Source organism: Aeromonas sp. S5(2024) (assembly GCF_041403025.1).
GTDB lineage: Bacteria > Pseudomonadota > Gammaproteobacteria > Enterobacterales > Aeromonadaceae > Aeromonas > Aeromonas hydrophila.
Map to the genome: position 1 here is coordinate 150,422 of NZ_JBGLRI010000004.1, position 22,606 is coordinate 173,027.

The 22,606-nt window shown below is 62.7% G+C and carries 20 protein-coding genes and 5 tRNA genes; 7 read left to right on the plus strand and 18 right to left on the minus strand.

Features of this window, described 5'->3' with window-relative positions:
* Positions 1-306: 306 nt before the first annotated feature.
* Complete coding sequence (locus ACB032_RS10130; protein ID WP_371137867.1) at positions 307-1,257, minus strand: AEC family transporter; 951 nt, start codon at positions 1,255-1,257, stop codon at positions 307-309.
* 281 nt (positions 1,258-1,538) lie between these two features.
* On the opposite strand from ACB032_RS10130, the gene treR reads away from it, so the two are divergent.
* The 4 genes from treR (at position 1,539) to ACB032_RS10150 (ending at position 6,447) form a co-directional block, all read left to right on the plus strand.
* Positions 1,539-2,486, plus strand: a complete 948-nt coding sequence (treR, locus tag ACB032_RS10135) for a trehalose operon repressor TreR (RefSeq protein ID WP_026080282.1) — start codon at positions 1,539-1,541, stop codon at positions 2,484-2,486.
* A gap of 191 nt (positions 2,487-2,677) precedes the next feature.
* Positions 2,678-4,108 (plus strand): PTS trehalose transporter subunit IIBC, encoded by a 1,431-nt coding sequence (gene treB, locus ACB032_RS10140; RefSeq protein WP_016352136.1) that lies wholly within the window; start codon positions 2,678-2,680, stop codon positions 4,106-4,108.
* Positions 4,109-4,176: 68 nt separating this feature from the next.
* A complete protein-coding gene (treC, locus tag ACB032_RS10145) occupies positions 4,177-5,838 on the plus strand; it encodes an alpha,alpha-phosphotrehalase (RefSeq protein ID WP_371137868.1) in 1,662 nt (553 codons plus the stop codon).
* Between the two features lie 3 nt (positions 5,839-5,841).
* A complete protein-coding gene (locus ACB032_RS10150; RefSeq protein WP_371137869.1) occupies positions 5,842-6,447 on the plus strand; it encodes a sugar O-acetyltransferase in 606 nt (201 codons plus the stop codon).
* 118 nt (positions 6,448-6,565) lie between these two features.
* Here the strand turns inward: ACB032_RS10150 and ACB032_RS10155 are convergent, their stop codons facing one another.
* Entirely contained in the window at positions 6,566-7,024 is a 459-nt protein-coding gene (locus ACB032_RS10155) for an Lrp/AsnC family transcriptional regulator (protein WP_039214000.1), read from the minus strand.
* Positions 7,025-7,127: 103 nt separating this feature from the next.
* Here ACB032_RS10155 and ACB032_RS10160 point away from each other — a divergent pair, with 103 nt between their 5' ends.
* Both ACB032_RS10160 and ACB032_RS10165 read left to right on the plus strand, forming a co-directional pair.
* Positions 7,128-7,994: a DMT family transporter gene (locus tag ACB032_RS10160; RefSeq protein ID WP_050490575.1), complete on the plus strand. Its 867-nt coding sequence runs from the start codon at positions 7,128-7,130 to the stop codon at positions 7,992-7,994.
* 335 nt (positions 7,995-8,329) lie between these two features.
* Positions 8,330-8,662 carry a hypothetical protein gene (locus tag ACB032_RS10165; protein WP_016352131.1) on the plus strand — a complete coding sequence of 111 codons (333 nt, stop codon included), beginning with the start codon at positions 8,330-8,332 and terminating at the stop codon, positions 8,660-8,662.
* A 156-nt stretch (positions 8,663-8,818) separates the two neighbouring features.
* Here ACB032_RS10165 and ACB032_RS10170 read toward each other — a convergent pair whose 3' ends face one another.
* From ACB032_RS10170 to nhaC, 7 genes are all read right to left on the minus strand, one after another.
* A complete protein-coding gene (locus ACB032_RS10170; RefSeq protein ID WP_371137870.1) occupies positions 8,819-10,249 on the minus strand; it encodes a gamma-aminobutyraldehyde dehydrogenase in 1,431 nt (476 codons plus the stop codon).
* 29 nt (positions 10,250-10,278) lie between these two features.
* A complete protein-coding gene (locus ACB032_RS10175) occupies positions 10,279-11,094 on the minus strand; it encodes an ABC transporter permease (RefSeq protein WP_019840685.1) in 816 nt (271 codons plus the stop codon).
* Between the two features lie 7 nt (positions 11,095-11,101).
* A complete protein-coding gene (locus tag ACB032_RS10180) occupies positions 11,102-12,070 on the minus strand; it encodes an ABC transporter permease (RefSeq protein ID WP_024944801.1) in 969 nt (322 codons plus the stop codon).
* Positions 12,067-13,080, minus strand: a complete 1,014-nt coding sequence (locus ACB032_RS10185) for an ABC transporter ATP-binding protein (RefSeq protein ID WP_029302107.1) — start codon at positions 13,078-13,080, stop codon at positions 12,067-12,069. The genes ACB032_RS10180 and ACB032_RS10185 overlap by 4 nt, the downstream gene beginning before the upstream one ends.
* A 72-nt stretch (positions 13,081-13,152) precedes the next feature.
* Positions 13,153-14,298, minus strand: coding sequence for an ABC transporter substrate-binding protein (locus ACB032_RS10190; protein ID WP_016352126.1), 1,146 nt, complete (start codon positions 14,296-14,298; stop codon positions 13,153-13,155).
* 191 nt (positions 14,299-14,489) lie between these two features.
* Positions 14,490-15,413, minus strand: a complete 924-nt coding sequence (locus tag ACB032_RS10195; protein ID WP_118880324.1) for a LysR family transcriptional regulator — start codon at positions 15,411-15,413, stop codon at positions 14,490-14,492.
* Between the two features lie 106 nt (positions 15,414-15,519).
* The gene (gene nhaC, locus ACB032_RS10200; RefSeq protein WP_371137871.1) at positions 15,520-16,929 is read right to left on the minus strand and encodes a Na+/H+ antiporter NhaC; all 1,410 of its coding nucleotides are present in this window, start codon (positions 16,927-16,929) and stop codon (positions 15,520-15,522) included.
* A 299-nt stretch (positions 16,930-17,228) separates the two neighbouring features.
* On the opposite strand from nhaC, the gene ACB032_RS10205 reads away from it, so the two are divergent.
* Positions 17,229-17,438 (plus strand): hypothetical protein, encoded by a 210-nt coding sequence (locus ACB032_RS10205; RefSeq protein WP_011707516.1) that lies wholly within the window; start codon positions 17,229-17,231, stop codon positions 17,436-17,438.
* Here the strand turns inward: ACB032_RS10205 and ACB032_RS10210 are convergent.
* The 9 genes from ACB032_RS10210 to rsmC all read right to left on the minus strand — a co-directional run bounded on the left by ACB032_RS10210 (position 17,433) and on the right by rsmC (position 22,421).
* A complete protein-coding gene (locus ACB032_RS10210) occupies positions 17,433-17,705 on the minus strand; it encodes a late competence development ComFB family protein (RefSeq protein ID WP_016352123.1) in 273 nt (90 codons plus the stop codon). The genes ACB032_RS10205 and ACB032_RS10210 overlap by 6 nt on opposite strands.
* A 109-nt stretch (positions 17,706-17,814) precedes the next feature.
* Positions 17,815-17,900: transfer RNA gene (locus tag ACB032_RS10215), tRNA-Leu, on the minus strand.
* A 71-nt stretch (positions 17,901-17,971) separates the two neighbouring features.
* Positions 17,972-18,057, minus strand: a tRNA-Leu gene (locus tag ACB032_RS10220).
* 45 nt (positions 18,058-18,102) lie between these two features.
* Positions 18,103-18,188, minus strand: a tRNA-Leu gene (locus tag ACB032_RS10225).
* 44 nt (positions 18,189-18,232) lie between these two features.
* A tRNA-Leu gene (locus ACB032_RS10230) sits at positions 18,233-18,318 on the minus strand.
* A 55-nt stretch (positions 18,319-18,373) separates the two neighbouring features.
* Positions 18,374-18,459: transfer RNA gene (locus ACB032_RS10235), tRNA-Leu, on the minus strand.
* Between the two features lie 116 nt (positions 18,460-18,575).
* Complete coding sequence (gene glgA, locus ACB032_RS10240) at positions 18,576-20,036, minus strand: glycogen synthase GlgA (RefSeq protein ID WP_171279807.1); 1,461 nt, start codon at positions 20,034-20,036, stop codon at positions 18,576-18,578.
* On the minus strand, positions 20,026-21,243 hold the full coding sequence (glgC, locus tag ACB032_RS10245) for a glucose-1-phosphate adenylyltransferase (protein ID WP_011707513.1): 1,218 nt from the start codon (positions 21,241-21,243) through the stop codon (positions 20,026-20,028). Before glgC ends, glgA begins: the two co-directional genes overlap by 11 nt.
* A 149-nt stretch (positions 21,244-21,392) precedes the next feature.
* Positions 21,393-22,421 (minus strand): 16S rRNA (guanine(1207)-N(2))-methyltransferase RsmC, encoded by a 1,029-nt coding sequence (rsmC, locus tag ACB032_RS10250; protein WP_371137872.1) that lies wholly within the window; start codon positions 22,419-22,421, stop codon positions 21,393-21,395.
* Between the last annotated feature and the right edge of the window lie 185 nt (positions 22,422-22,606).

The following is a 22,606-nucleotide window of genomic DNA, read 5'->3' on the forward strand; positions in this document are numbered from 1 at the left end:
CTGTTGGTAGGCAGTCAGCGTAAAGCTGCCGCCCGCGGCAAGGTCAAGTCACCCGTCGCTTCCTTGTTGCTGCTGGCTAGCCCATCAGCCCCAGGTAGTTCATCAGGGCGGCACCCAGGCTGGTGCTGACCAGAGAACCCAGCGTAGTGGTGGCGATGATATTGCATGGAAGGCCAGCACGTTTGCTGCTGGCTAGCCCATCAGTCCCAGGTAGTTCATCAGGGCGGCGCCCAGGCTGGTGCTGACCAGAGAACCCAGCGTGGTGGTGGCGATGATTGTATGGAAGGCCAGCACGTTTGCTGCTGGCTAGCCCATCAGTCCCAGGTAGTTCATCAGGGCGGCGCCCAAACTGGTGCTGACCAGAGAGCCCAGCGTGGTGGTGGCGATGATGTTGGCTGCCAGCACGCTGTCGCCCCCCATGGCGCGGGTCATCACATAGCTGGCGGCGGCGGTGGGGGTGGAGCTGATGAGAAACAGGATACCGAGCGCCTGCGGGCTGAAGCCCAGCGCCCAGGCCCCCATCACCAGCAGCACCGGGATGCAGAACAGCCGATTGGCGGTGGCCCAGCCGGTCAGCAGGGCGCCCCCGCGCAGGGCCTTGAGGTTGAGGCAGGCACCGGTGCAGAGCAGGGCCAGCGGCAGGGTCATGTTGGCGAAGTAGTTGCCGGTGGTGATCACCAGCTGGGGCAGCTCGATGCCGAGCAGGCCGAAGGGCAGGGCGGACAGAATGGCGATGATCAGCGGATTTTTGGCGATCCCCTTGAGGATCGGCTTGATCCCCTTGCTGCCTCCCAGGCTGCGGGTGAGGGTGATCACCGCGAGCACGTTGTAGAGCACGGTGACCGAACCCACCAGCAGGGCGGCGGCGCCGATCCCCTCGGCGCCGTAGGCGTTCTGTACATAGGCCAGCCCCATGATCCCCATGTTGCCGCGAAAGCTGCCCTGCACGAAGATGCCGCGCTGGCGCTGCTCGGGGATGAAGCGGGCCGCCAACAGCTCCAGCACCAGAAAGCCGGTGAGGGTGCCGAGCAGGCCGTAGAGGATGAGCCAGGGGCTCGGCATGGTGGAAAAGTCGGTGCGCACCATGCTGAGGAACAGCAGGGCGGGCAGGGTGACCTGGAACACCAGGCGGGAGGCGGACTCGACGAAGCTGTCGGGCAACAGACCCAGCTGCTTGAGCCAGATGCCGAGCAGCAGCACCACGCAGATGGGGCCCGTGATGGAGAGGGAGAAGTGCAGACTGGCCAGCAGAGTCATGATGGATCTCCTGTGCGATAGACGGGGCCCGTGACGGAGAGGGAGAAGTGCAGACTGGCCAACAGAGTCATGATGGATCTCCTGTGCGATAGACGGGGCCCGTGACGGAGAGAGATGGAAGCAGACTGGTGAATAGACCCATGATGCGCGTCCTGTGCGATGGCGAATGGCACGGCGTTCGCCGGGGCCAAAGGGGCATTCTAACGCCATGGGCTTGTATTCACAGGGGTTAATCACAACAATGTGGGCAATTCCACCGCCGAGCCCCTGTGAGCCACTTCATGGACAAAAAACTGACCATCCTCGATATCGCCCGACTCAGTGGTGTCGGCAAGTCGACCGTCTCCCGGGTGCTCAATCAGGATCCCAAGGTGAAGCAGGCGACCCGTGACCGGGTGGAGCAGATCATCGCCGAACACGGCTTCGTGCCGAGCAAGTCGGCGCGAGCCATGCGCAGCCAGAGCCAGCAGGTGGTGGGGATCATCGTCTCGCGGCTCGACTCCAGCTCGGAAAACCAGGCGGTGCGCGGCATGCTGGAGACCCTCTACCAGCGCGGTTACGACGCCGTGCTGATGGAGAGCAAGTTCTCGCCCGCCAAGGTGCAGGAGCATCTGGCGGTGCTGGAGCGGCGGGGGGTGGATGGCATCATTTTGTTCGCCTTCAACGACCTGGACTATGCCGCCATGGCGCCGCTCAGGGATAAGCTGGTGCTGGTCGCCCGCGATCATCCCGGCTTCTCCTCGGTCTGTTTTGACGACGCCGGTGCGGTGCACACCATGCTGGACCAACTCGCCGCCCGCGGCATTCACGACATCGCCTACCTGGGGGTGGATACCAGCGACCTCACCACCGGCCAGCGCCGGCTCGACGCCTACCTCGGCTACTGTGCCGAACAGGGGCTGGCGGCGCGCAGCGCCCTCGGCGATCTCAGCCTGCAGAGCGGCTACCGGCTGGCGGGGGAGCTGCTCACCCCGACTACCGGCGCCCTGGTCTGCGCCAGCGACACCCTCGCCATCGGCGCGGCGAAATACCTGCAGGAGCAGGGGCGCAGCGAGGTGCTGGTGACCGGTCTTGGCAACAACCCCATGCTCAGCTTTCTCTTCCCCAACGCCCTCAGCCTGGATCTGGGCTACAAGGGGGCGGGCGAGCAGGCGGCCCGTCAGCTGCTCGGCCAGATCGAGCAGGATCTGCCTCCGCTGGCGACCATAGCCCCCAGCCACCCTCTGTGATTGCCATCACCTAGTCCTGCACAAAAACTGTGCTTTTTGTGAGCTCGGCCACGAAATGGGAACGTTCCCATTTTGATCTGGCCAGATTGTCGGCATGCTAAATGGGAACGATACCAAAAACGCTCGGGCCCACTGACTGGCCCAAAAGGGCGACGCAGACCAATATCAATGGAGTCACAGAGGGAAGACTCATGTCCAAGATCAACGCACAACACCTGGCCACGCTCATCGACAAGATCGGTGGCAAGGAGAACATCGCCACCGTCAGCCACTGCCTGACCCGGCTGCGCTTCGTCCTCAACGATCCGGCCAAAGCCGACAGCAAGGCCATCGAAACCATCCCGGCGGTGAAGGGGAGCTTCACCCAGGGTGGCCAGTTTCAGGTGGTCATCGGCAACGAGGTAGAGCAGTGGTACAAGGCGCTGACCGAAGAGATCGGCGTCAGCGGCGGCAGCAAGGAGGCCGCCAAGCAGGCGGCGCGCCAGAACATGAATCCGCTGGAGCGGGGCATCTCCCATCTGGCCGAGATCTTCGTGCCGCTGCTGCCCGCCATCATCACCGGCGGTCTGATCCTGGGCTTTCGCAACGTCATCGGCGACATCAAGATGTTCGACGATGGCACTCACACCCTCACCGAGATCAGCCAGTTCTGGGCTCAGGTGCATGCCTTCCTCTGGCTGCTGGGCGAGGCGATCTTCCACTTCCTGCCGGTGGGCGTCTGCTGGTCTGCGGTCAAGAAGATGGGTGGCTCCGAGATCCTGGGTATCGTGCTCGGTATCACCCTGGTCTCCCCGCAACTGATGAACGCCTACGGCATCGGTCAGCAGACCCCAGAGGTGTGGGACTTCGGCCTGTTCGTCATCCAGAAGGTGGGTTATCAGGCCCAGGTCATTCCGGCCCTGCTGGCGGGGGTATTCCTGGCCTGGGTGGAGACCAACCTTAAGCGCATCATTCCGGCCTATCTCTATCTGGTGATCGTCCCCTTCATCTCCCTGCTGCTGGCGGTGATCGTGGCCCACGCCTTTATCGGTCCGTTCGGTCGCTGGCTGGGTGACGGCGTCGGCTTTGCCGCCAAGGCCGCCATGACAGGTTCGTTTGCTCCCATCGGAGCCGCCCTGTTCGGCTTCCTCTATGCGCCGCTGGTCATCACCGGCATCCACCACACCACCAACGCGGTGGATCTGCAGCTGATGCAGAGCATGGGTGGTACCCCGATCTGGCCGCTGATCGCCCTCTCCAACATCGCCCAGGCGTCTGCGGTCGTCGGCATCATTCTGATCAGCCGCAAGGAGAACGAGCGGGAGATCTCGGTGCCTGCCGCCATCTCCGCCTACCTGGGGGTGACCGAGCCGGCCATGTACGGTATCAACCTCAAATACAAGTTCCCCATGCTGTGCGCCATGGTGGGTTCCAGCCTTGCGGCCCTCATCTGCGGTTTCGCCGGGGTGATGGCCAACGGCATCGGGGTAGGGGGCCTGCCGGGCATCCTCTCCATCCAGCCGCAATACTGGGCCGTTTACTCCCTCGCCATGCTGGTGGCCATCGTGGTGCCTGTGGTGCTGACCCTGCTGGTCTACAAGCGCCAGCAGGCGGCCGGCAAGCTGGCCCAGGCCAGCGCCTGATTCCACGCATCAGGGCGACCCGCAGGGGTCGCCCTCTCCCTTTTTCATTCGAGACAAGAGCAAGACCCATGAGCCAAACACCCTGGTGGCAGAGCGCCGTGATTTACCAGATTTACCCCAAGAGCTTTCAGGATTCCGCTGCCCGTGGCACCGGCGATCTCAAGGGGATCATGGCCCGCCTCGACTATCTCAAGACCCTCGGTGTCGATGCCCTCTGGCTGACTCCGGTTTACGTTTCCCCGCAGGTGGACAACGGCTACGACATCGCCGACTACCTTGCCATCGACCCCGCCTACGGCACCATGGTCGACTTCGAGGCGCTGCTGGCTGCCGCCCACGCGCGCGACATCCGCATCGTGATGGATATCGTAGTGAACCACACCTCCACCGAGCACGCCTGGTTCAAGTCGGCGCTGGGGGATAAAAACAGCCCCTACCGCGACTACTACATCTGGCGCGATCCGGTGGATGGCGGCGTGCCCAACAACTGGCAATCCAAGTTTGGCGGCAGCGCCTGGGAGCTGGACTCAGCCACCGGTCAGTACTACCTGCACCTGTTTGCCCGCGAGCAGGCGGATCTCAACTGGGAAAACCCGGCGGTACGCGCCGAGGTGAAAAACATCATCCACTTCTGGGCCAAGAAGGGGGTGGACGGTTTCCGGCTCGACGTCATCAATCTCATCTCCAAGGATCAGGCGTTCCCGAATGACGAGGTGGGTGATGGCCGCCGCTTCTACACCGACGGGCCGCGCATCCACGAATTTTTGCAGGACGTGAGCCGCGACGTGTTTGCCCCGGTCGGTGCCATGACGGTGGGGGAGATGTCCTCAACCAGTCTCGAGCACTGCCAGCGTTACGGCGCGCTGGATGGCTCCGAGCTCTCCATGGTGTTCAACTTCCACCACCTCAAGGTGGATTACCCCAACGGCGACAAGTGGACCAAGGCGCCGTTCGATTTCCTCGAGCTCAAGCGCATCTTCAACCACTGGCAGAGCGGCATGCACGGCAAGGGGTGGTCGGCGCTGTTCTGGTGCAACCACGATCAGCCGCGCATCGTCTCCCGCTTCGGTGACGAGGGTGAGCATAGGGTGGTGGCCGCCAAGATGCTGGCCAGCACACTGCACGGCCTGCAGGGCACCCCCTACATCTATCAGGGGGAGGAGATCGGCATGACCAACCCCGGCTATCAGCGTATAGATGACTATCAGGATGTGGAGAGCCGCAACATCTTCGCCATCAAGCAGGCGGAAGGGATGAGCGAGGCCGAGATCCTGGCCATTCTCGGCGCCAAGTCCCGCGACAACTCGCGCACCCCGATGCAGTGGAGCGCTGGGGCCAACGCCGGCTTCACCAGCGGAACGCCCTGGCTCACGCCTGCCACCAATTACCCCGAGATCAACGCCGAGGCGGCGCTGGCCGACCAGCACTCGGTGTTCTGGCACTACCGGGATCTGATCCGCCTGCGCAAGGCACACCCCATCTTTACCCAGGGGGATTATCAGGAGCTGCTGGCAGGGCACCCGCAGATCTGGGCCTATGCCCGCCGCGCCAACGGCCAGACATTGCTGGTGGTGAGCAACTTCTACGGCGAGCCGGCCACCTTCGCCCTGCCGGACGAGTTGGCCACCGGCAAGGGGCGCCTGCTGCTGGGCAACTACCCGGATAGCCCGGCCCGGCCGCAGTCCTGTATGCTGCGCCCTTATGAATCCCTGATCTGGCTGGTGGAGTAGGCGATGAACGAGGTGATGACGAAGACGGCGGTGCGTGGCGCCGAGTGGCAGAAGATGGTAGCAGGGGAGCCTTATGATGCAGGCGACCCTGAGCTGAAAGCGGCGCGCGAGCGCTGCCGCAGGCTCTATCACACCTTCAACACCAGCTGGCAGGAGAAACCGGCGCGGGATGCCCTGCTCCATGAACTGCTGGGTGGCCGTGGCCAAGCGTGCGCCATCAATCCGCCGTTCTTTTGCGACTATGGTACCAACATCTTCGTGGGGGAGAACTTCTACGCCAACGTGGGCTGCACCATTCTCGACGTGTGCGAGGTGCACATCGGCGACAACGTGCTGCTGGCGCCCGGAGTGCAGATCTACACCGCCGCTCATCCGGTGGCGGTGGCGCCGCGCATCAAGGGGGTGGAGTTCGGCAAGCCGGTACGCATCGGCCACAACGTCTGGATCGGTGGCAGCGTCGTCATCTGCCCCGGCGTCACCATAGGGGACAACAGCGTCATTGGCGCGGGTTCGGTGGTGACCAAGGATGTGCCGGCGGGCGTGGTGGCGGCCGGCAACCCCTGCAAGGTGTTGCGGCCGATGACGGCGGAGGAGCTGGCGGCGGTCTGACCCAGCCGGGGCGGGCAATCCCGCCCCGGTTGAGATCTGGCGCCGCGCTCAAGGCGCCATCCTTCATCTGATTTTTTCCCAAGGGCGTGCGGGCCCGACCGGGCAGTGCGTTCTCACCTCAGGCAGGCAGCAAGGCTCCGCAGCGTTTGTGCTGTTTCATGATCACCAGGGTCTTGAAGCTGCGCACCTGCTCCCTAGCATGCAGCACCCGCCGGGTAAACAGGTCGTAGCTCTGCATGTCCCGTGCGGCGACCTGCAGCACGAAGTCCTGCTCCCCCGTGACGTACCAGAGGTCCATGACCTCCGGCTCCCCTTGCAGGCTGGCGATCATCTCATCGACGATGCGGCCGTGATCCCGCTCCAGCGTCACGAGCACCAGCATGGTGATGGGCCAGCCCATGGTGGCCGGTGCCACCAGCGCTACCTCCCGTTCGATGAGCTCTGCCTCCCGCAGCGCCCGCACGCGGCGGTAACAGGCCGGTGCCGAGAGGCCGACCCGGTGGGCAAGCTCGGGGATCGGCAGGCGGGCATCCTGCTGCAGTTCGGCGAGGATGAGCAGATCGAATTTGTCGGTCATAAGGAGAGAGATAAAAATTATCGAATAGGGCCAGTTTTAGACCGAAATTACAGCCGTCGCCAGATATATTTTACTTCTCATTGTCTGCTCAGGTTTGAACAAGATGCCGCCGAACACCACTGCTTTCTCCTCCCTGCTGGCGGTCATCCTCGCCATGCTGTCGATTACCCTCGGCGCCTCGCTGGCCAAGTCCCTGTTTCCCCTGATCGGGGCCGCCGGTACCACCTTGTTCCGACTGGGATGCGCCGCCCTGCTCCTCTCGCTGGTGTTTCGGATCTGGCGAATGCCCTTCGATCGACGCACCCTGCTGGGGGCCATCCCCTATGGGCTGTCGCTGGGAGCAATGAATCTGCTTTTCTATCTGGCGATCGAGCGGATCCCCCTCGGCGTGGCGCTGGCCATCGAGTTCATCGGCCCCTTGACGGTGGCGCTGCTCGGCTCGCGCCATCGGGCAGACTTCCTCTGGTTGGCGCTGGCCATCGTCGGCCTGCTGTTGTTGCTGCCGCTGCGGGCGGCCGAACAGACCCTCGATCCGCTGGGGGCGGCATTGGCGCTCGGCGCCGGGGTGTTCTGGGGGCTCTATATGCTGACCGGCAAGCGGGCCGGTGCCCTGCTGGGGGCGCAGGCGCCGGCGCTGGGCATGTGGGTGGGGGCCTTGCTGGTACTGCCCTTCGGCCTCGGTGGTGCGAGCGAGGCCACCTTCACCCTGCCCGTGGTGCTGACCATCGTGGGGGTAGGGCTGCTCTCCAGCGCGATTCCCTACTCCCTCGAGATGTTTGCCCTGCGCCGGCTGCCGCTCAAGAGCTACGGCATTCTGACCAGCGGTGAACCTGCCATGGGGGCCCTGATGGGGTTGCTGTTGCTGGGGGAACAGTTGCCCCCGGCCCAGTGGTTGGGGATAGCGGCGATCATCGTCGCCTCCATGGGCACCACCTGGCAAGGCGGGCGCCGGCGCACCGAGCCGGCGTGATCTGCCGGACCCGTATGGGAGCCGGATTACGCTCATTACCTTGCCGGTGGGGGTCTGCCGTTCGCTGAACCCGGGATGTACAGCCACTTCAGATTTTTTGAACATCTAGGCCAGTTTATCTCGCTAACAATGGCGGGCCTGGATGTTTAATATTCACTCAACGCTTAGGCAGGAACGCCAAGCGGCCAAATAACTGGTCGTTCAAGGCTGTGGCACTCTCAAACTGGGTGCCGGATGTCGGTGAAAGAACAACACACTATTTGAATAACCTCTTGCAAGGATGCATTGATTCGGGCCCGTCGGCCCAGGCAATGACATAAAAACCAAGAGAGTGAATGAACATGAAAAACGTAATCAAGATGCTGGCCGTTGCAGGCCTGATGACCGCAGGCTTCGCCCAGGCTTCCGTTCCGGCTGACTTCAACGCCGCCCCGGGCGTGCTGTTTGTGAACTGGCACGCGACCGCCGCCGTCGAAGGCAAGGCCAACCCCATGCTGGAAGTGCGTGACGAGTCTGGCGACGTGGTTGCCTCCGTCCATGCCAACCTGATGGGCACCCAGCAAGTGCAGATCCCGAGCCGCACCCAGGGCAACCTGACCGTGAGCCTGGGTGATCAGAGCAGCGACTACCGCATTCCGTTCGGTATCGGCAGCGGCAAGCAGCGCTAAGCCGACGACGCCCTGGCGCGATGGCCGCAGACCGCACCGGGTCGACCGGTACCCTCCCCGGCCATGATTGCCACAGCGGCGTGAAGATGCTGAGTGCTCAGAGAGAAGGCCCCGCCATGCGGGGCCTTCTGCTTTTCGTGTTCGGTGGGCCGGGTCTCACAGCTTGAGCATGATGTGGCGCGGCACCGTGTAGTCCTCCAGCGCGTAGAGGGAGAGATCCTTGCCGTAGCCGGACATCTTCATGCCGCCGTGGGGCATCTCGGAGGTGAGCATGAAGTGGGTGTTGATCCAGGTGCAGCCGTATTGCAGGTGGCAGGCCACCTTGCTGGCAAGGCCGAGATCCCGGGTCCAGACCGAGCTGGCGAGGCCGTAGTCCGAGTCGTTGGCCCACTGCACCACCTGCTCGGCGTCGCTGAAGCGGGTTACCGACACCACCGGGCCGAACACCTCGCGGCGCACGATTTCATCCTCCTGACGGGCATGGGCGATCAGGGTCGGCTCGAAGAAGAAGCCGTTGCCGGGGCGGATCTTGCCCCCCGCCGTCACCTCCACGTGACCGCTGCTCTGGGCCCGCTCCACGAAGCTGGCCACCCGGTTGCGCTGCCGGTCCGAGATGAGCGGCCCCATCTCCACCCCCTCCTCGCGCGGACCACCCACCTTGATGGAGGCGACCGCCTCGGTCATGGCGGCGACGAACTTGTCGTAGATCTTGCCCTGGGCGTAGATGCGGCAGGCGGCGGTGCAATCCTGGCCGGCGTTGTAGAAGCCGAAGGTGCGAATGCCCGCCACCACTGCCTCCAGATCCGCATCGTCGAAGATGATGACCGGCGCCTTGCCGCCCAGCTCAAGGTGGGTGCGCTTCATGGTGCGGGCGGCGCTCTGCAGGATCTTCTGGCCGGTGGCGATGTCACCGGTGAGCGACACCATGCGCACCAGCGGGTGCTCCACCAGCGGTGCCCCCACGCTCTCGCCCCGGCCGCAGACGATGTTGATGACGCCGCGCGGGAAGAGCTCGCTGGCGAGCTCCGCCAGGCGCAGGGCGGTGAGCGGGGTCTGCTCGGAGGGCTTGAGCACCACCGTATTGCCGGCGGCGAGCACGGGGGCCATCTTCCAGGCCGCCATCATCAGCGGATAGTTCCAGGGGGCAATGCTGCCCACCACCCCGATGGGATCGCGGCGGATCATGCTGGTGTGCCCCTCGATGTACTCCCCGGCGAGTGGCCCCTGCAGGCAGCGGGCCGCGCCGGCGAAGAAGCGGAAGCAGTCCACCACCGCCGGCAGCTCGTCATTGAGCACCGCCAGATAGGGTTTGCCGCAGTTGAGGGATTCGAGCGCCGCAAACTCCTCGGCGTGGCGCTCGATGGCATCGGCCAGGCGCAGCAGCAGGGTACTGCGCTGGGCCGGGGTGGTGCGACTCCACTGGGCGAAGGCGCGCTGGGCACCGTTCACTGCCCGGTTAACCTGCTCGAACGAGGCTTCTGGCACCGAGGCGAGAAGCTCGCCGGTGGCCGGGTTGAGGATGGGCTCGGCCTGGCCATCACCGGTGACGAACTGACCGTCGATCAAGAGTTGGGTAGAGAGTTTCATGGTTGCATCCTTGCGCACGCGTTGAGTCGTTATTTGCCACTGCCGGCGACGTCCTGGCCGTCGCGGGTGAGGTAGTAGGCAAGCAGAATGGGAATGGTGGTGAAGGCCACTATGATGAGCGCCACCACGTTGGTGACCGGCCTGTCCCGTGGCCGGATCAGCTCCTGATACATCCAGATCGGCAGCGTGGTCTGCTGGCCGGCGGTGAAGGTGGTGACGATCACCTCGTCAAAGCTGAGGGCGAACGCCAGCATGCCCCCCGCCAGCAGCGCGGTGGCGAGGTTGGGCAGGATCACGTAGCGCAGGGTCTGGAAGCCGTCGGCACCGAGATCCATCGACGCCTCGATAAGGCTCTGGTTGGTGCGGCGAAAGCGCGCCAGCGCATTGTTGTAGACCACCACCACGCAGAAGGTGGCGTGACCGATGACGATGGTCCAGAAGCTGAAGGGGATCTCCATCACCCCGTAGGCGGAGCGCAGCGCGATGCCGGTGACGATACCGGGCAGGGCGATGGGCAGCACCAGCAACAGCGATACCACCTCCTGGCCGAAGAAGCGGCTGCGGGCGATGGCCCCCGCCGCCAGAGTGCCGAGCACCATGGCGGCCAGCGTCGCCAGCCCAGCTACCTCCAGCGACAGCTGGATGGCACGCCACACGTCGGGGCGGTTGAGGGTCACCTCGAACCACTTGAGGGTGAGCCCGGGCGGCGGGAACTGGTAGCTCTTGCTCTCGCTGGTGAAGGCGTAGAGGAAGATGAACAGGATCGGAAAGTGCAGGAACAAGAGGCCGCCGATGGCCGCGTACTTGAGCAGGCCGGAAGGCTGGCTGCCATGGTCCCGTTTCATGGAGGTATCAGAGTGCATCGAAGGCCCCCAAGCGTTTCGCGATGGTGAGGTAGATGGCGATGATGAGGATCGGCACCAGCGAGAAGGCGGCGGCGAAGGGCAGGTTGCCCGCCGTGCCCTGCTGCATGTAGACCACCTGACCTATGTACATGGTGGAGTTGCCTATGATGCCGGGGATGATGTAGTCCCCCAGCGTCAGGGAGAAGGTGAAGATGGAGCCCGCCACCACGCCGGGCAGGGCCAACGGCAGGATCAGGGTGCGAAAGGTCTGGGCCGGGGTGGCGCCGAGATCGCCGCTCGCTTCCAGCAAGGATCGCGGGATCCGCTCCACCGCCGCCTGGATGGGCAGGATCATGAAGGGCAGCCAGACGTAGACGAACACGATGAAGGTGCCGATGCGAGAGAATGACAGCGATGGTCCCCCGATCACCGGCAGCGAGAGGATGGCGTCCAGCAGCCAGTCCAGCCCCAAGGTGTCTGCCAGCCAGCTGATGACCCCCTCCTTGGCCAGGATCAGCTTCCAGGCGTAGACCCGCACCAGATAGCTGGACCAGAGCGGCAGCATGATGCCGACGTAGAACAGGGCCCGGGTCTTGCCGCTGGTGTAGCGCGCCATGTAGTAGGCCACCGGAAAGCCGAGCAGGGCGCAGGCCAGGGTCACCAGCAGCGACATGCCGACGGTGCGCAGGATCACGTCCAGGTTCTCCGCCCGCAGCAGGGCGACGAAGTTCTGCAGGCCCAGCTCGTGGCGGATCTGGCCGCTGAACTCGTCCAGCCCGAAGAAGGCGTTGGAGAGCAGCATCAGCAGGGAGCCGACATAGATGATGCCGAGCCACAGCAGCGGTGGCCCGAGCAGGATGGCCAGCAACAGACCCGGCCGCCCGTAGAGCAGGGTGGAGAGGCGCCGCAGCGGCCGATAGGAGAGGGGGGCAGTGGGTTGGCTCATGGCAAGGCTCGCACTGTGGGGGGCGCTCATGGTTGAGCTCCCTGAGGGGCGGTGTGCAGGCGATGGATCGCCTGCTCCGGCCAGCTGAGGCTGACCCGGGCGCCACGGGGCAGGCGGGCCTGGCCCTCGTTGGGGTGGTTGACGATGAGCTCGAGTTGCTCGCCGAGATCGACCCGGTAGCGTACGAAGGGGCCGAGGTACTCCACTTCGCGCACCTCCCCGGACCAGCCCGGTGTGCCGGCCTCGGCGAGCCGGATCCGCTCCGGGCGCACCATCATCTGGCGAGCATCGCCGCACAGCCGGCGGGCCTGCTCCCCCTCGAACAGGTTGACGGTGCCGACGAAGCGGGCGACGAAGGGGGTGGCGGGGGCGTCGTAGATGGTATCCGGCGCGGCTATCTGCTCGATCTTGCCCTGATTGAAGATGCAGATGCGGTCGCTCATGGAGAGCGCCTCCTGCTGATCGTGGGTGACGAAGATGAAGGTGATGCCGAGCTGGCGCTGCAAAGCCTTGAGTTCGAGCTGCATCTGCTCGCGCAGCTTGAGGTCGAGTGCCCCGAGCGGTTCGTCCAGCAGCAGGATGCGTGGCTGGTTGATCAGCGCCCGGGCGATGGCGATGCGCTGGCGCTGGCCGCCGGAGAGCTGGCCCGGCTTGCGGTTGCCGACGCCGGGCAGGCGCACCAGCTCCAGCATCTCGTCCACCTTGCGGTAACGCTCCGCCTTGGCGACGCCCTTGAGCATCAGGCCGTAGCCGATGTTGTCGCGCACATCCATGTTGGGAAACAGGGCGTAGTCCTGAAACACGGTATTGAGGTTGCGATCGTAGGGGGGCACGGTGGAGCAGGGCTCGCCGAACAGCCGGATCTCCCCCTCGCTCGGGTATTCGAAGCCCGCGATCATCCGCAGGCAGGTGGTCTTGCCGGAACCGCTCGGCCCCAGCAGGGTGAAAAACTCGCCGGCCGGGATCTGGAAGGAGATGTCGTCGACCGCCTTCACCTCGCCATAGTGGCGGCTGACCCGGTCAAATTGTACGGCATTCATGGGGCGTCCTTGTCTGTGTGGGAAGCGGGCCGGACTCCTGTCCGGCCCCATATCGGCATTTACTGAGGCACCTCAGCGACCACCCAGGATGGCGATATAGTCCGAGACCCAGCGGTAGTAAGGCACGCAGGTTCCCTGGCTCTTGCACTGGGTGACGGGGGTACGCCAGAAGCGCACTCGATCGAAGTTGTCGATGCCGTTGGTCTTGCACCCCTCTTTCCCGAGCAGGGCATTGCCCTCGCAGGCAGCCGGCACTACGGGTACGGAGCCGAACCAGGAGGCGAGATCCCCCTGCAGCTTGTTGTTGAGGGAGTGCTCCAGCCACTTATAGGCACAGGTCAGGTTCTTGGCCTCGCTGTGCACCATGCTGGTGTCGGCCCAGCCGGTGACGCCCTCCTTGGGCACCGTGGTGGCGATGGGTTGCTTGTCGGCGATCAGGGTATTGGCCTGGAACGGCCAGGAACCGGAGGCCACCACCCCCTCGTTCTTGAAGTCGTCGATCTGGACGAAGGCGTCGTGCCAGTAGCGTCCCACCAGTTGACGCTGCTGGCGCAAGAGGTCGAGGGCGGCCTTGTACTGATCCTCGTTCAGCTCGTAGGGATCCTTGATGCCGAGCGCCGGCTGGTGGCTCATCAGATAGAGGGCCGCATCGGCGATGTGGATCGGGCCGTCGAACGCCTGCACCCGCCCCTTGTTGGACTTGCCGTCCGGCAGGGTCTGCTCTTCGAACACCACGCTCCAGGAGTCGGGCGCCTTGGGGAATACCTTGGTGTTGTACATCAAGATGTTGCCGCCCCACTGGTAGGGCACGCCGTAGTGCTTGCCGTCCACCGTGTGCCAGGGAGCATTCTGCAGGCGGGGGTCTATCTTGCCGTAGCTCGGGATGAGCGCCAGGTTCAGTGCCTGCACCTTGCCGCCGGCGATGAGGCGCAGGCTGGCGTCGCCGGAGGCGGTCACCAGATCGAAGCCGCCCTCGTTCATCAGCGCCACCATCTCGTCCGAGGTGGCGGCCGTCTTGACGTTGACCTTGCAGCCGGTCTCTTGCTCGAAGCCGGTGACCCAGTCGTAGTTCTTGTCGGTCTCGCCGCGCTCCACGTAGCCGGCCCAGGCCACGATGTTGAGCTGGCCTTCACCCTTGCCGAGGGTGGTGGGGGCAGCCTGGGTCTGTCCTGCCAGCAGGGCGGGGATCAGGGCCAGGGTGAGGGGGGTCAGTTTCATCTTGCTCTCCTTGCTGAGGCGGGCACGGTTGTGATGCCACGCTGACAATTAACATCCTGTTAACCAGTCATGAGCGTAGGAGAAGCCGTGAGCAATGAGAATTTCAATTTTTAACGCCAGAGGTATCTTCTAAATCGATATCGAGTGCAGATGAATCTGAATTTCTATGGCAATACGGTCTCCGGAAACGGTTAGCGAGAAACCTGCTGACGGGCCCGCAGCCGGCTCTGATCCCGCACTATGTCGATGAACTCGCGGGCGGTCCACTCCAGCCGCGAGCCGCGCCGCCACACCAGGCCGATGTCGATGGCGGGGATGGGCTCCTTGATGGCGCGGGCCTCGACCCGTTCCTGCTCCAGCGACCAGGGGCGGTAGGCAAAGTCTGGCAGCAGGGCGAGCCCGAGCTGGCTCGCCACCAGGCTGCGCACCGCTTCCACCGAGGCGGTCCGCAGCACGATGCGTGGCGCTATGCCGTAGCGGCGCAGGCCACCGCCGATGATCTGATCCAGCTGGTCGGCGGTGAGCGAGATCATGGCCTCCTCGCCGAGCGCCTTGAGGGAGAGGGTCGACTCGGCGCAGAGCGGGTGGTTGGCGGCGAGCCAGACCCGCAGCGGCGAGCGGGTCAGCAGCTCGGTATCGAACGCCTCCTGGCGGATGGTGCGGTTGGTCATCAGGATCCCCACGTCCACCTCGCCATTGACGATCTGGTGCTCGAGGTAGGGCTGTTCATCCTCCTTCACTTCGATCTGCACCGCCGGGAAGGCGCGGCGAAAGCGGCCGAGTGCCTCCGACAGGTAGTAGCCGGCCACCAGCGTGGTCACGCCTATGGTGAGCCGCCCCTGATCCTGCTGGGCCACCGCCTTGAGGGACTGGCCGGCTTCGGTCATGGCGCCGAGGATGCGCCGGGCGTGCAGCAGAAACTGGTGGCCCTGGGTGGTGAGGCTGACGCCGCGCGGATTGCGCTCGAACAGGGCGGCGCCGAGCTCGGTCTCCAGCTCGCGGATGGCGCTGGTAACCGCCGACTGGGAGATGTGCAGCTCGGCGGCGGCGCGGCTCACCGAGAAGCTGTCGGCCACCGCCACGAAATAGCGGATCTGGCGAAAGGTGAAGTTCATCTGGGCGTCCTGCCGCGTGTGATCAAGATGACTGCCAGCTTACCCTCGAATCGCGGCCAGACAAAAGGCGCCGTGCTGGCGCCTTTTGTCATGGTTTTTCCGGCGGTTAGCGGGAGCTGGCCGCCTCGATCACCGGGATCCGGTTCACCGCCTTGCCCATGTAGGCGAGGGTGATGGTCACAATGATGCAGGTGAAGCTGAGCCACATGTAGGGCAGGTAGTCGAGGGTCGCCACCCCCAGTACCCCGGCCATGAAGATGCCGTTGTCGCTCCAGGGCACCATGCCGCAGGTGAGGGTGCCGCCAAACTCGGCGTTGCGGGAGAGGTTCTTGCGTGCCAGCCCCAGCCGGTCGTAGTTCTTGGCCATGATCTTGGGGGTCAGGATCAGCGACACATACATGGCCGAGCCGAACACGTTGGCCAGGAAGGCGGTGCCTATGGTGTGGGTAGTCAGGCTGCCGGCACCGTTGATGCGCTTCTCGAAGGCGCTGGCGATCACTTCCAGAATGCCGACCTTCTCCAGCAGACCGCCAAATCCCAAGCCGAAGATGATGACGGCCACCGAGCCCAGCATGGACTCCATGCCACCGCGGCCCAGGATGTTGTCGATGAAGTCGACGCCGGAGGTGATGGCAAACGGGCTGTAGGCGGAGTGCATCGCCTTGACCGGATCCATGTCCTGGAACAGGATGGCCCAGACAAGGCCCAGCAGGGCGCCGAAGCTGATCACCGGGAAGGCGGGCTTGCGGTTGGCCAAGAGGCCCAGCACCAGCACCACCGGGACTATGGCCAGCGGGGTGATGTTGAACTGCTTGTCGAGCGCTTCCATCACCAGGTTGACCTGCTCCAGGCTGACGTTGCCGGAGTACTGCATGCCGACCACGGTGAACAGGGCGGCGGTGATGACATAGGAGAACAGGCTGATGGGCAGCATCCCCTTGATGTGTTCCATCACGTCGACGTTGGACATGGTCGAGGCCAGCACCACGGAGTCGGAGAGCGGGGAGAGCTTGTCACCGAAGTAGACGCCGGAGAGCACGGCCCCCGCCACCAGCGGCGCGGGCACGCCGAGGCTGTGGCCGATCCCCATCATGGCGATGCCGGCAGTGGCAGCCGAGCCCCAGGAGGTGCCGGTGGCCAGCGAGGTGAGGGAGCAGATGATCAGGGTCGCCAGCAGGAAGATGGACGGGTGAATCACCTTGAGGCCGAAGTAAATGATGCTGGGGACTATGCCGCCAGCAATCCAGGTGCCCACCAGCGCCCCGACGGAGACCAGGATCAGGATGGCCCCCATCCCCTTGGCTACGCCGTCGACGGCGGCCTGCTCCAGGGATTTGTAATCATGGCCAAGCTTGATACCGAGCCCCATGATGACGAACCAGGCGATGAACAGTGCCAACTGGATTGGCAGGTCGAGCACGCTGGTGAAGGAGAAGGCCAGGGCCAGGAAAATAGCCAGGCAGGCAAACACTTGCGACATGCCCGGCAATCGGATGTGGTTTTGTTGGTTTTGCATAGATACTTCCTAAACTCTTGCTCGCCAAGGTCAGTCCCTCTCGTCCTGTGGATACACGTATCCCGAGGGGCCCACCCAAAAAGAGGCCGCAATCTACCACAAACCTGGGGGGGCAAATCCCAACTGATTTAGCAAAAATGCAGTTTTGATTGAAAAACTTACAAATTAGTTGATCTCATAACCCGTTTTTGAGTGCTCTGTTTGCCCCGATGGGACATTCGACTCCGATAGAAAAGTCCGATTGCATACTCCTAAAATACAAATGATAATTGTTATCAATTGTTGGAGGGGAGTGTGTCATGAGATGGATAGTGAGAGCCATGCTGCTGATCGGGCTGCTGGCGATCCTGATCTGGGGTCAGGACAAGGCGTACGGTATGTGGAGCCTGGGCTTCTTGCTGGCCGCCTGGGTCATGCTGGAACCCAGGCTGAGGCCTGCGCTGATCCTGCTGCCGGTGGCCGGTATGACGGGAGTCGCGGCCCTGATCTGGCAACAGCCCTGGTTATGACGAGGTAGCCGGGGCGCTTTGCACCTTTTCTTGCGCCAGCTTGAGCGACTCGATGACGTTTTTCTCCATCTCGGTACGCTTGGCATCGGTCAGGAAGTAGATCATGTCGACGTCGTGACGAATGTAGTGGGAGGGCAGCTGGTTCAGGGTCAGGCAGCAGAGATCGGCCATCTGGTTGGCGCTCAGCTTCTGGTTGAGCCCCTGTCTCTCAATCTCCTTGAGCACCAGATGCTCGTAGAAGTTGTGAATGTCGGTATCCAGTATCATATGCGTTCCTTGGCATGACGATGGGCGGTGAGTCGTCAAAAGCATAGTCATAACAAGGGCTAAAAACAAAAGGCCCATCACTTTCGTGATGGGCCTTTTGCATAATGAATGGTGCGAAGAGAGGGACTCGAACCCTCACATCCGTGGGACACTAACACCTGAAGCTAGCGCGTCTACCAATTCCGCCACCTTCGCACACTGATTTTCTCCAGCTGGTTTTTAAATGCGGTTGGAGCGCATTTTCTGCGTTTTACATGCCAGAAGCATGGTGCGAAGAGAGGGACTCGAACCCTCACACCCGGGGGGCACTAACACCTGAAGCTAGCGCGTCTACCAATTCCGCCACCTTCGCACATCGGGTTTCCAGTCTGGTTTTACATGCTGTCTGGATAAAGCATGGTGCGAAGAGAGGGACTCGAACCCTCACATCCGTGGGACACTAACACCTGAAGCTAGCGCGTCTACCAATTCCGCCACCTTCGCACATTGTGTTACCAGTTTTGATTTACATGCTGTCTGGAGAAGCATGGTGCGAAGAGAGGGACTCGAACCCTCACACCCGGGGGGCACTAACACCTGAAGCTAGCGCGTCTACCAATTCCGCCACCTTCGCACATTCGGGTTATCAGTCTGGATTGACATGCTGTCTGATAAAGCATGTTGCAGTATGGTGCGAAGAGAGGGACTCGAACCCTCACATCCGTGGGACACTAACACCTGAAGCTAGCGCGTCTACCAATTCCGCCACCTTCGCATCACTGCGGTGGGGGATTCTATAGAGTTTTGAAGGAGCGTCAACAGCCAAAGGGGACTTTTTTCGCTGTTGACGTTCAAAGCAGCATCAAGGGGACAAAACTTCAGCAATCTGCCTCAGTGGCGGGCCAGTGCGTCCTGATACATCTGCTCGTACTGAGTGACCGAATCCGGCCAGTTGAAGCGGGTGTTCATGGCATTGCGCTGCACCAGGGCAAACTGTTCGGGATCCTGCAGGTAGTAGAGCAGGCTACGGCGCATGGCATCGAGCAAGATGTTGGCGGTCGGATCGTTGAAGCAGAAGCCGGTTGCGTGCTCCGGGTCAGCATCCCAGTCCACCACCGTATCTTTCAGGCCGCCGACGGCCCGCACCAGCGGCAGGGTGCCATAGGCCAGGCTGTACATCTGGTTGAGTCCACACGGTTCGAACAGGGAGGGCATCAGGAAGAAGTCGGCACCCGCTTCCACCAGATGAGCGAGCCGGTCGTCATAGGTGTTGATGAAGGCGAGCCGGTCCGGGAATTGCTGCGCCAGGGTCTGCAACTGGGCTGCGAGGGAGGGATCTCCCGAGCCGACGATCACCACCTGCACCTTGTGATGCAGAAACTTGTCCAGCACCGGCAGCAGCAGGTGAACGCCCTTCTGCTCGGTCAGCCGGCACACCATGCCATAGATGGGCAGATCCGCCACCGGCAGGCCGGTCTCCTGTTGCAGGCTCTGCTTGCAGATGCGCTTGCCGGCCAGGTTGTCGACGTCATAGGTGGCCGGCAGGAAGTCGTCAAACGCCGGATCCCAGTCCTGATAGTCACAGCCGTTGAGGATGCCGCGCAGATCCGCCGCCCGTTGCTGGAAGATGCTGGCCATGCCGTGGGCACCAAGGTGGGTCAGCAATTCGCTGGCATAGTTGGGGCTGACCGCGTTGATCTTGTCGGCATAGAGCACGCCGCACTTGAGCAAGTTGACGTGGCCGTAGTCGTAGCTGATGCGCTGTTCGTAGTCGGCAATCTCGGGCACCGCCCAGAACTGCTGGCGCTCGAATACCCCCTGAAAGGCCGCGTTGTGAATGCTGATCACGCTGCGGGTGTGCTGGAAGAAGGGGTTGTGGGCGTGACGGGTTTTCAGCAGCAGTGGCAGCAGGCCGGTGTGCCAGTCATTGCAGTGCACTATGTCGGGTGCAAAGGCGAGCTGTTCACTGGCGTGCAGCGCAGCCGCGGCCAGAAAGGCGAAGCGCTCGCCGTTGTCCGGATAGGCCTGGTTGTTCTCGGCGTAGAGCTGAGGGCGGTCGAAGTACTGCGGGCAGTCGAGCAGGTAGACGCAGACTCCCTCCAGATCCATCTGATAGATGCGATAGCCGATATCCGGCAGGCCTGGGTGGGTTGGCAGCCAGCGCGAGACCAGCAGTTTGGCCTCATCCCGTCGCTTTATCGTCTTGTAGAAGGGCAGCATGATCCTGACATCATGCCCCTTCTGGGCCAGGTACAGCGGCAGGGCTCTGGCCACGTCAGCCAGACCCCCGGTCTTCACAAGCCCCTCAACTTCCGAGGCAACGAACAGGATTTTCAGTGGGTTAATAGCCAACTCTTGCTCCCTTAGGTACCACGACGATACCGCCTTCGGACACGGTAAATCGTTCTCTGTCATGGTCCAGATTTTCACCGATCACGGTGCCGGGCGCAATTTCAACATTCTTGTCGATGATGGCACGGCGAATGGAGCAGCCCTCGCCGATCTTCACGTCCCCGAGCAGGACCGACTCGCTGATGTGGCTGCAAGGCCCCACGTTGCAGCGAAAACCCAGGATGGAACGCTGGATCTGGCTGCCCTGGATAAAGCAGCCGCCGGAGATCAGCGAGTTGGCAATCTTCACCTTGCAGTCGTCGGTGTCGACAAAGGTGGCGGGCGGCAGCGGCGGGTAGTGGGTATGCAGCGGCCACTTGCGGTTGTAGAGAGAGAAGGGAGCATCGTCGGCCACCAGGTCCATGTGCGCCTGCCAGTAGGAGTCCAGCGTCCCCACATCGCGCCAGTAGACGTTGGGCTTCTCGCCCGGAATGACGTTGGTGCTGTAGTCATAGACATAGACGGGGGCGCGCGGGAACAGGCTGGGGATGATGTCCTTGCCGAAATCGTGGCTGGAGTTCTCCTCGGCGGCATCGCGCTTGAGTTCGCGATAGAGCGCCTCGGTCTCGAAGATGTAGTTGCCCATGGAGACCAGCGCCTGGGTGGGATCGCCGGGGATGTGCTTGGGTCGCTTGGGCTTCTCTTCGAAACCGATCATCCGGCCCTCCTGATCCACCTCGATCACCCCGAAGGCGCTCGCCTCCTCGATAGGCATGCGCAGGGCGGCGACGGTCAGGGCGGCGGCCTTCTGCTTGTGGAAGGTCACCATCTGGCTCACGTCCATCTTGTAGATGTGGTCGGAGCCGAAGATGCAGACGTGCTCGGGGTCGGAGATCTCGATGAAGCGCAGGTTCTGGTAGATGGCGTCGGCGGTGCCGTCATACCAGCGTTTGCCCATCCGCATCTGGGCCGGAATCGGGTCGATGAAGCGGTCCGTGATGCCGACGATGTTCCAGCCCTTCTTCATATGCAGATAGAGGGACTGGGACTTGAACTGGGTCAATACGTAGATGCGCAGGAAGTCAGCGTTGACGAAGTTGTTGAGGACGAAGTCGATCAGTCGGTAGCTGCCGCCGAAGGGAACCGAGGGCTTGCTGCGGGTGGTGGTGAGTGGCTGGAGGCGAGTACCTTCGCCGCCGGCCAGGATCATGGTGAGTATGCCTGCCATCGTATTTCTCTCCCTGAATTCATACTATGAAAAGGTTTTCAGCTTGATGCAAAAAAACACCCCTAAAGGGGTGGTTTGAGGTGTGACAATTACCTTATCAGATCCCGTATGGGGCTCTCTACCTGTTTCCGGTGACTGGTTACACTTATTTACACTTTGCTCAGATAGACCTTGAATTTGGCATCGCTGCTGATCACTTCAGTCCGTTTGAAGTGCGTCTCCAGTATAGGCTGATATCGCAGGAAGGCGTTGGCAACTATCGTCAGCGAGCCCTGGGACTGCAGATGATCCGGTGCCTTGGCCAGGAAGGTCTCGGTGGCCGCGTAGAAGGTCTTGAGACCGGCGTGGAACGGCGGGTTGGAGACGATGCGGTCAAATTTCCCCTGAATGTCGGAATAGACGTCGGATGCCCGCACCTCGCCTTGCAGGCCGTTGATGGCCAGGGTGCGGCGGCTGGACTCCAGCGCCAGCGCGTTGATATCCACCATGGTGACCCTGAGTTCGGGATTGCGCTTGGCCAGCACCGAGCCAATCACCCCGGCACCGCAACCGAAATCGAGCAGCGAGCCCTGCATGGCCGGCAGGCTGGCCAGCAGCATCTGGCTGCCCAGATCCAGTTCGGATGCACTGAACACGCCGGGCAGCGCCAGCACGGTCAGTTCAGTCTCGCCAGCCTGGCATTGATAGCGGCCAAACCAGCCATCCAGCTCGAACGGTTCAACCGGTTTGCTCAGTTCGCCGTGATAGAGGGAGCAGCGGCGGGCCGAGTCACGTTTGACCGGCTTGTCGCCATAGGGGGCCAGCAGCTTGTCGGCCCCATTGATGCCACCGCGGTTTTCACCGGCGAGGAACAGCTCGGCACCGGCCTCCAGCAGTGGGGTCATCATGGCCAGCAGATACTGGGCCTCGGCCTTGGCCTTGGGCATCAGCAGCAGCAGGGCATCGAAACGGGGGGCGCCGCCGAGCTGATGGTCGAACAGGATGGTATCCCCCAGCGCGGCCTGCTGGCTGCGGTAGTAGCAGTAATCCGTGGTAAAGACAGTGAGGGAGTGGGTCAGGGTCGCCAGCTGGAGGGGATAGTCATCCTCCAGCGCGCCGCACACCAGCAGCCGCTTGCCGACAAAGAGGGCTTGGTTTCGTTCCAGCATCTGGCTGACGGCACTGATCGGGCTGCTCATCGGGTCTCTCCACGCAATTTTGGGCGGCCATTATACATAGCCGCTTTCGCCTTGACATTTATGCCGTGTTCCCGAAATATGCCCAGACACCATTTTTTGAGCAGAGATGACGCAATGCGGTTCAACGGGTTGAAACGAAAGCATAAAAAGAGCCTGACATTCGGGCCTGCCGACGTTCGCGCGTA

What these genes read in the sequence shown, in the direction of transcription:
- ACB032_RS10130 (WP_371137867.1), bottom strand. Translation starts at nt 1,257, where the DNA reads ATGACTCTGCTGGCCAGTCTGCACTTCTCCCTCTCCATCACGGGCCCC.
- treR (WP_026080282.1), top strand. Translation starts at nt 1,539, where the DNA reads ATGGACAAAAAACTGACCATCCTCGATATCGCCCGACTCAGTGGTGTC.
- treB (WP_016352136.1), top strand. Translation starts at nt 2,678, where the DNA reads ATGTCCAAGATCAACGCACAACACCTGGCCACGCTCATCGACAAGATC.
- treC (WP_371137868.1), top strand. Translation starts at nt 4,177, where the DNA reads ATGAGCCAAACACCCTGGTGGCAGAGCGCCGTGATTTACCAGATTTAC.
- ACB032_RS10150 (WP_371137869.1), top strand. Translation starts at nt 5,842, where the DNA reads ATGAACGAGGTGATGACGAAGACGGCGGTGCGTGGCGCCGAGTGGCAG.
- ACB032_RS10155 (WP_039214000.1), bottom strand. Translation starts at nt 7,024, where the DNA reads ATGACCGACAAATTCGATCTGCTCATCCTCGCCGAACTGCAGCAGGAT.
- ACB032_RS10160 (WP_050490575.1), top strand. Translation starts at nt 7,128, where the DNA reads ATGCCGCCGAACACCACTGCTTTCTCCTCCCTGCTGGCGGTCATCCTC.
- ACB032_RS10165 (WP_016352131.1), top strand. Translation starts at nt 8,330, where the DNA reads ATGAACATGAAAAACGTAATCAAGATGCTGGCCGTTGCAGGCCTGATG.
- ACB032_RS10170 (WP_371137870.1), bottom strand. Translation starts at nt 10,249, where the DNA reads ATGAAACTCTCTACCCAACTCTTGATCGACGGTCAGTTCGTCACCGGT.
- ACB032_RS10175 (WP_019840685.1), bottom strand. Translation starts at nt 11,094, where the DNA reads ATGAAACGGGACCATGGCAGCCAGCCTTCCGGCCTGCTCAAGTACGCG.
- ACB032_RS10180 (WP_024944801.1), bottom strand. Translation starts at nt 12,070, where the DNA reads ATGAGCGCCCCCCACAGTGCGAGCCTTGCCATGAGCCAACCCACTGCC.
- ACB032_RS10185 (WP_029302107.1), bottom strand. Translation starts at nt 13,080, where the DNA reads ATGAATGCCGTACAATTTGACCGGGTCAGCCGCCACTATGGCGAGGTG.
- ACB032_RS10190 (WP_016352126.1), bottom strand. Translation starts at nt 14,298, where the DNA reads ATGAAACTGACCCCCCTCACCCTGGCCCTGATCCCCGCCCTGCTGGCA.
- ACB032_RS10195 (WP_118880324.1), bottom strand. Translation starts at nt 15,413, where the DNA reads ATGAACTTCACCTTTCGCCAGATCCGCTATTTCGTGGCGGTGGCCGAC.
- nhaC (WP_371137871.1), bottom strand. Translation starts at nt 16,929, where the DNA reads ATGCAAAACCAACAAAACCACATCCGATTGCCGGGCATGTCGCAAGTG.
- ACB032_RS10205 (WP_011707516.1), top strand. Translation starts at nt 17,229, where the DNA reads ATGAGATGGATAGTGAGAGCCATGCTGCTGATCGGGCTGCTGGCGATC.
- ACB032_RS10210 (WP_016352123.1), bottom strand. Translation starts at nt 17,705, where the DNA reads ATGATACTGGATACCGACATTCACAACTTCTACGAGCATCTGGTGCTC.
- glgC (WP_011707513.1), bottom strand. Translation starts at nt 21,243, where the DNA reads ATGGCAGGCATACTCACCATGATCCTGGCCGGCGGCGAAGGTACTCGC.
- rsmC (WP_371137872.1), bottom strand. Translation starts at nt 22,421, where the DNA reads ATGAGCAGCCCGATCAGTGCCGTCAGCCAGATGCTGGAACGAAACCAA.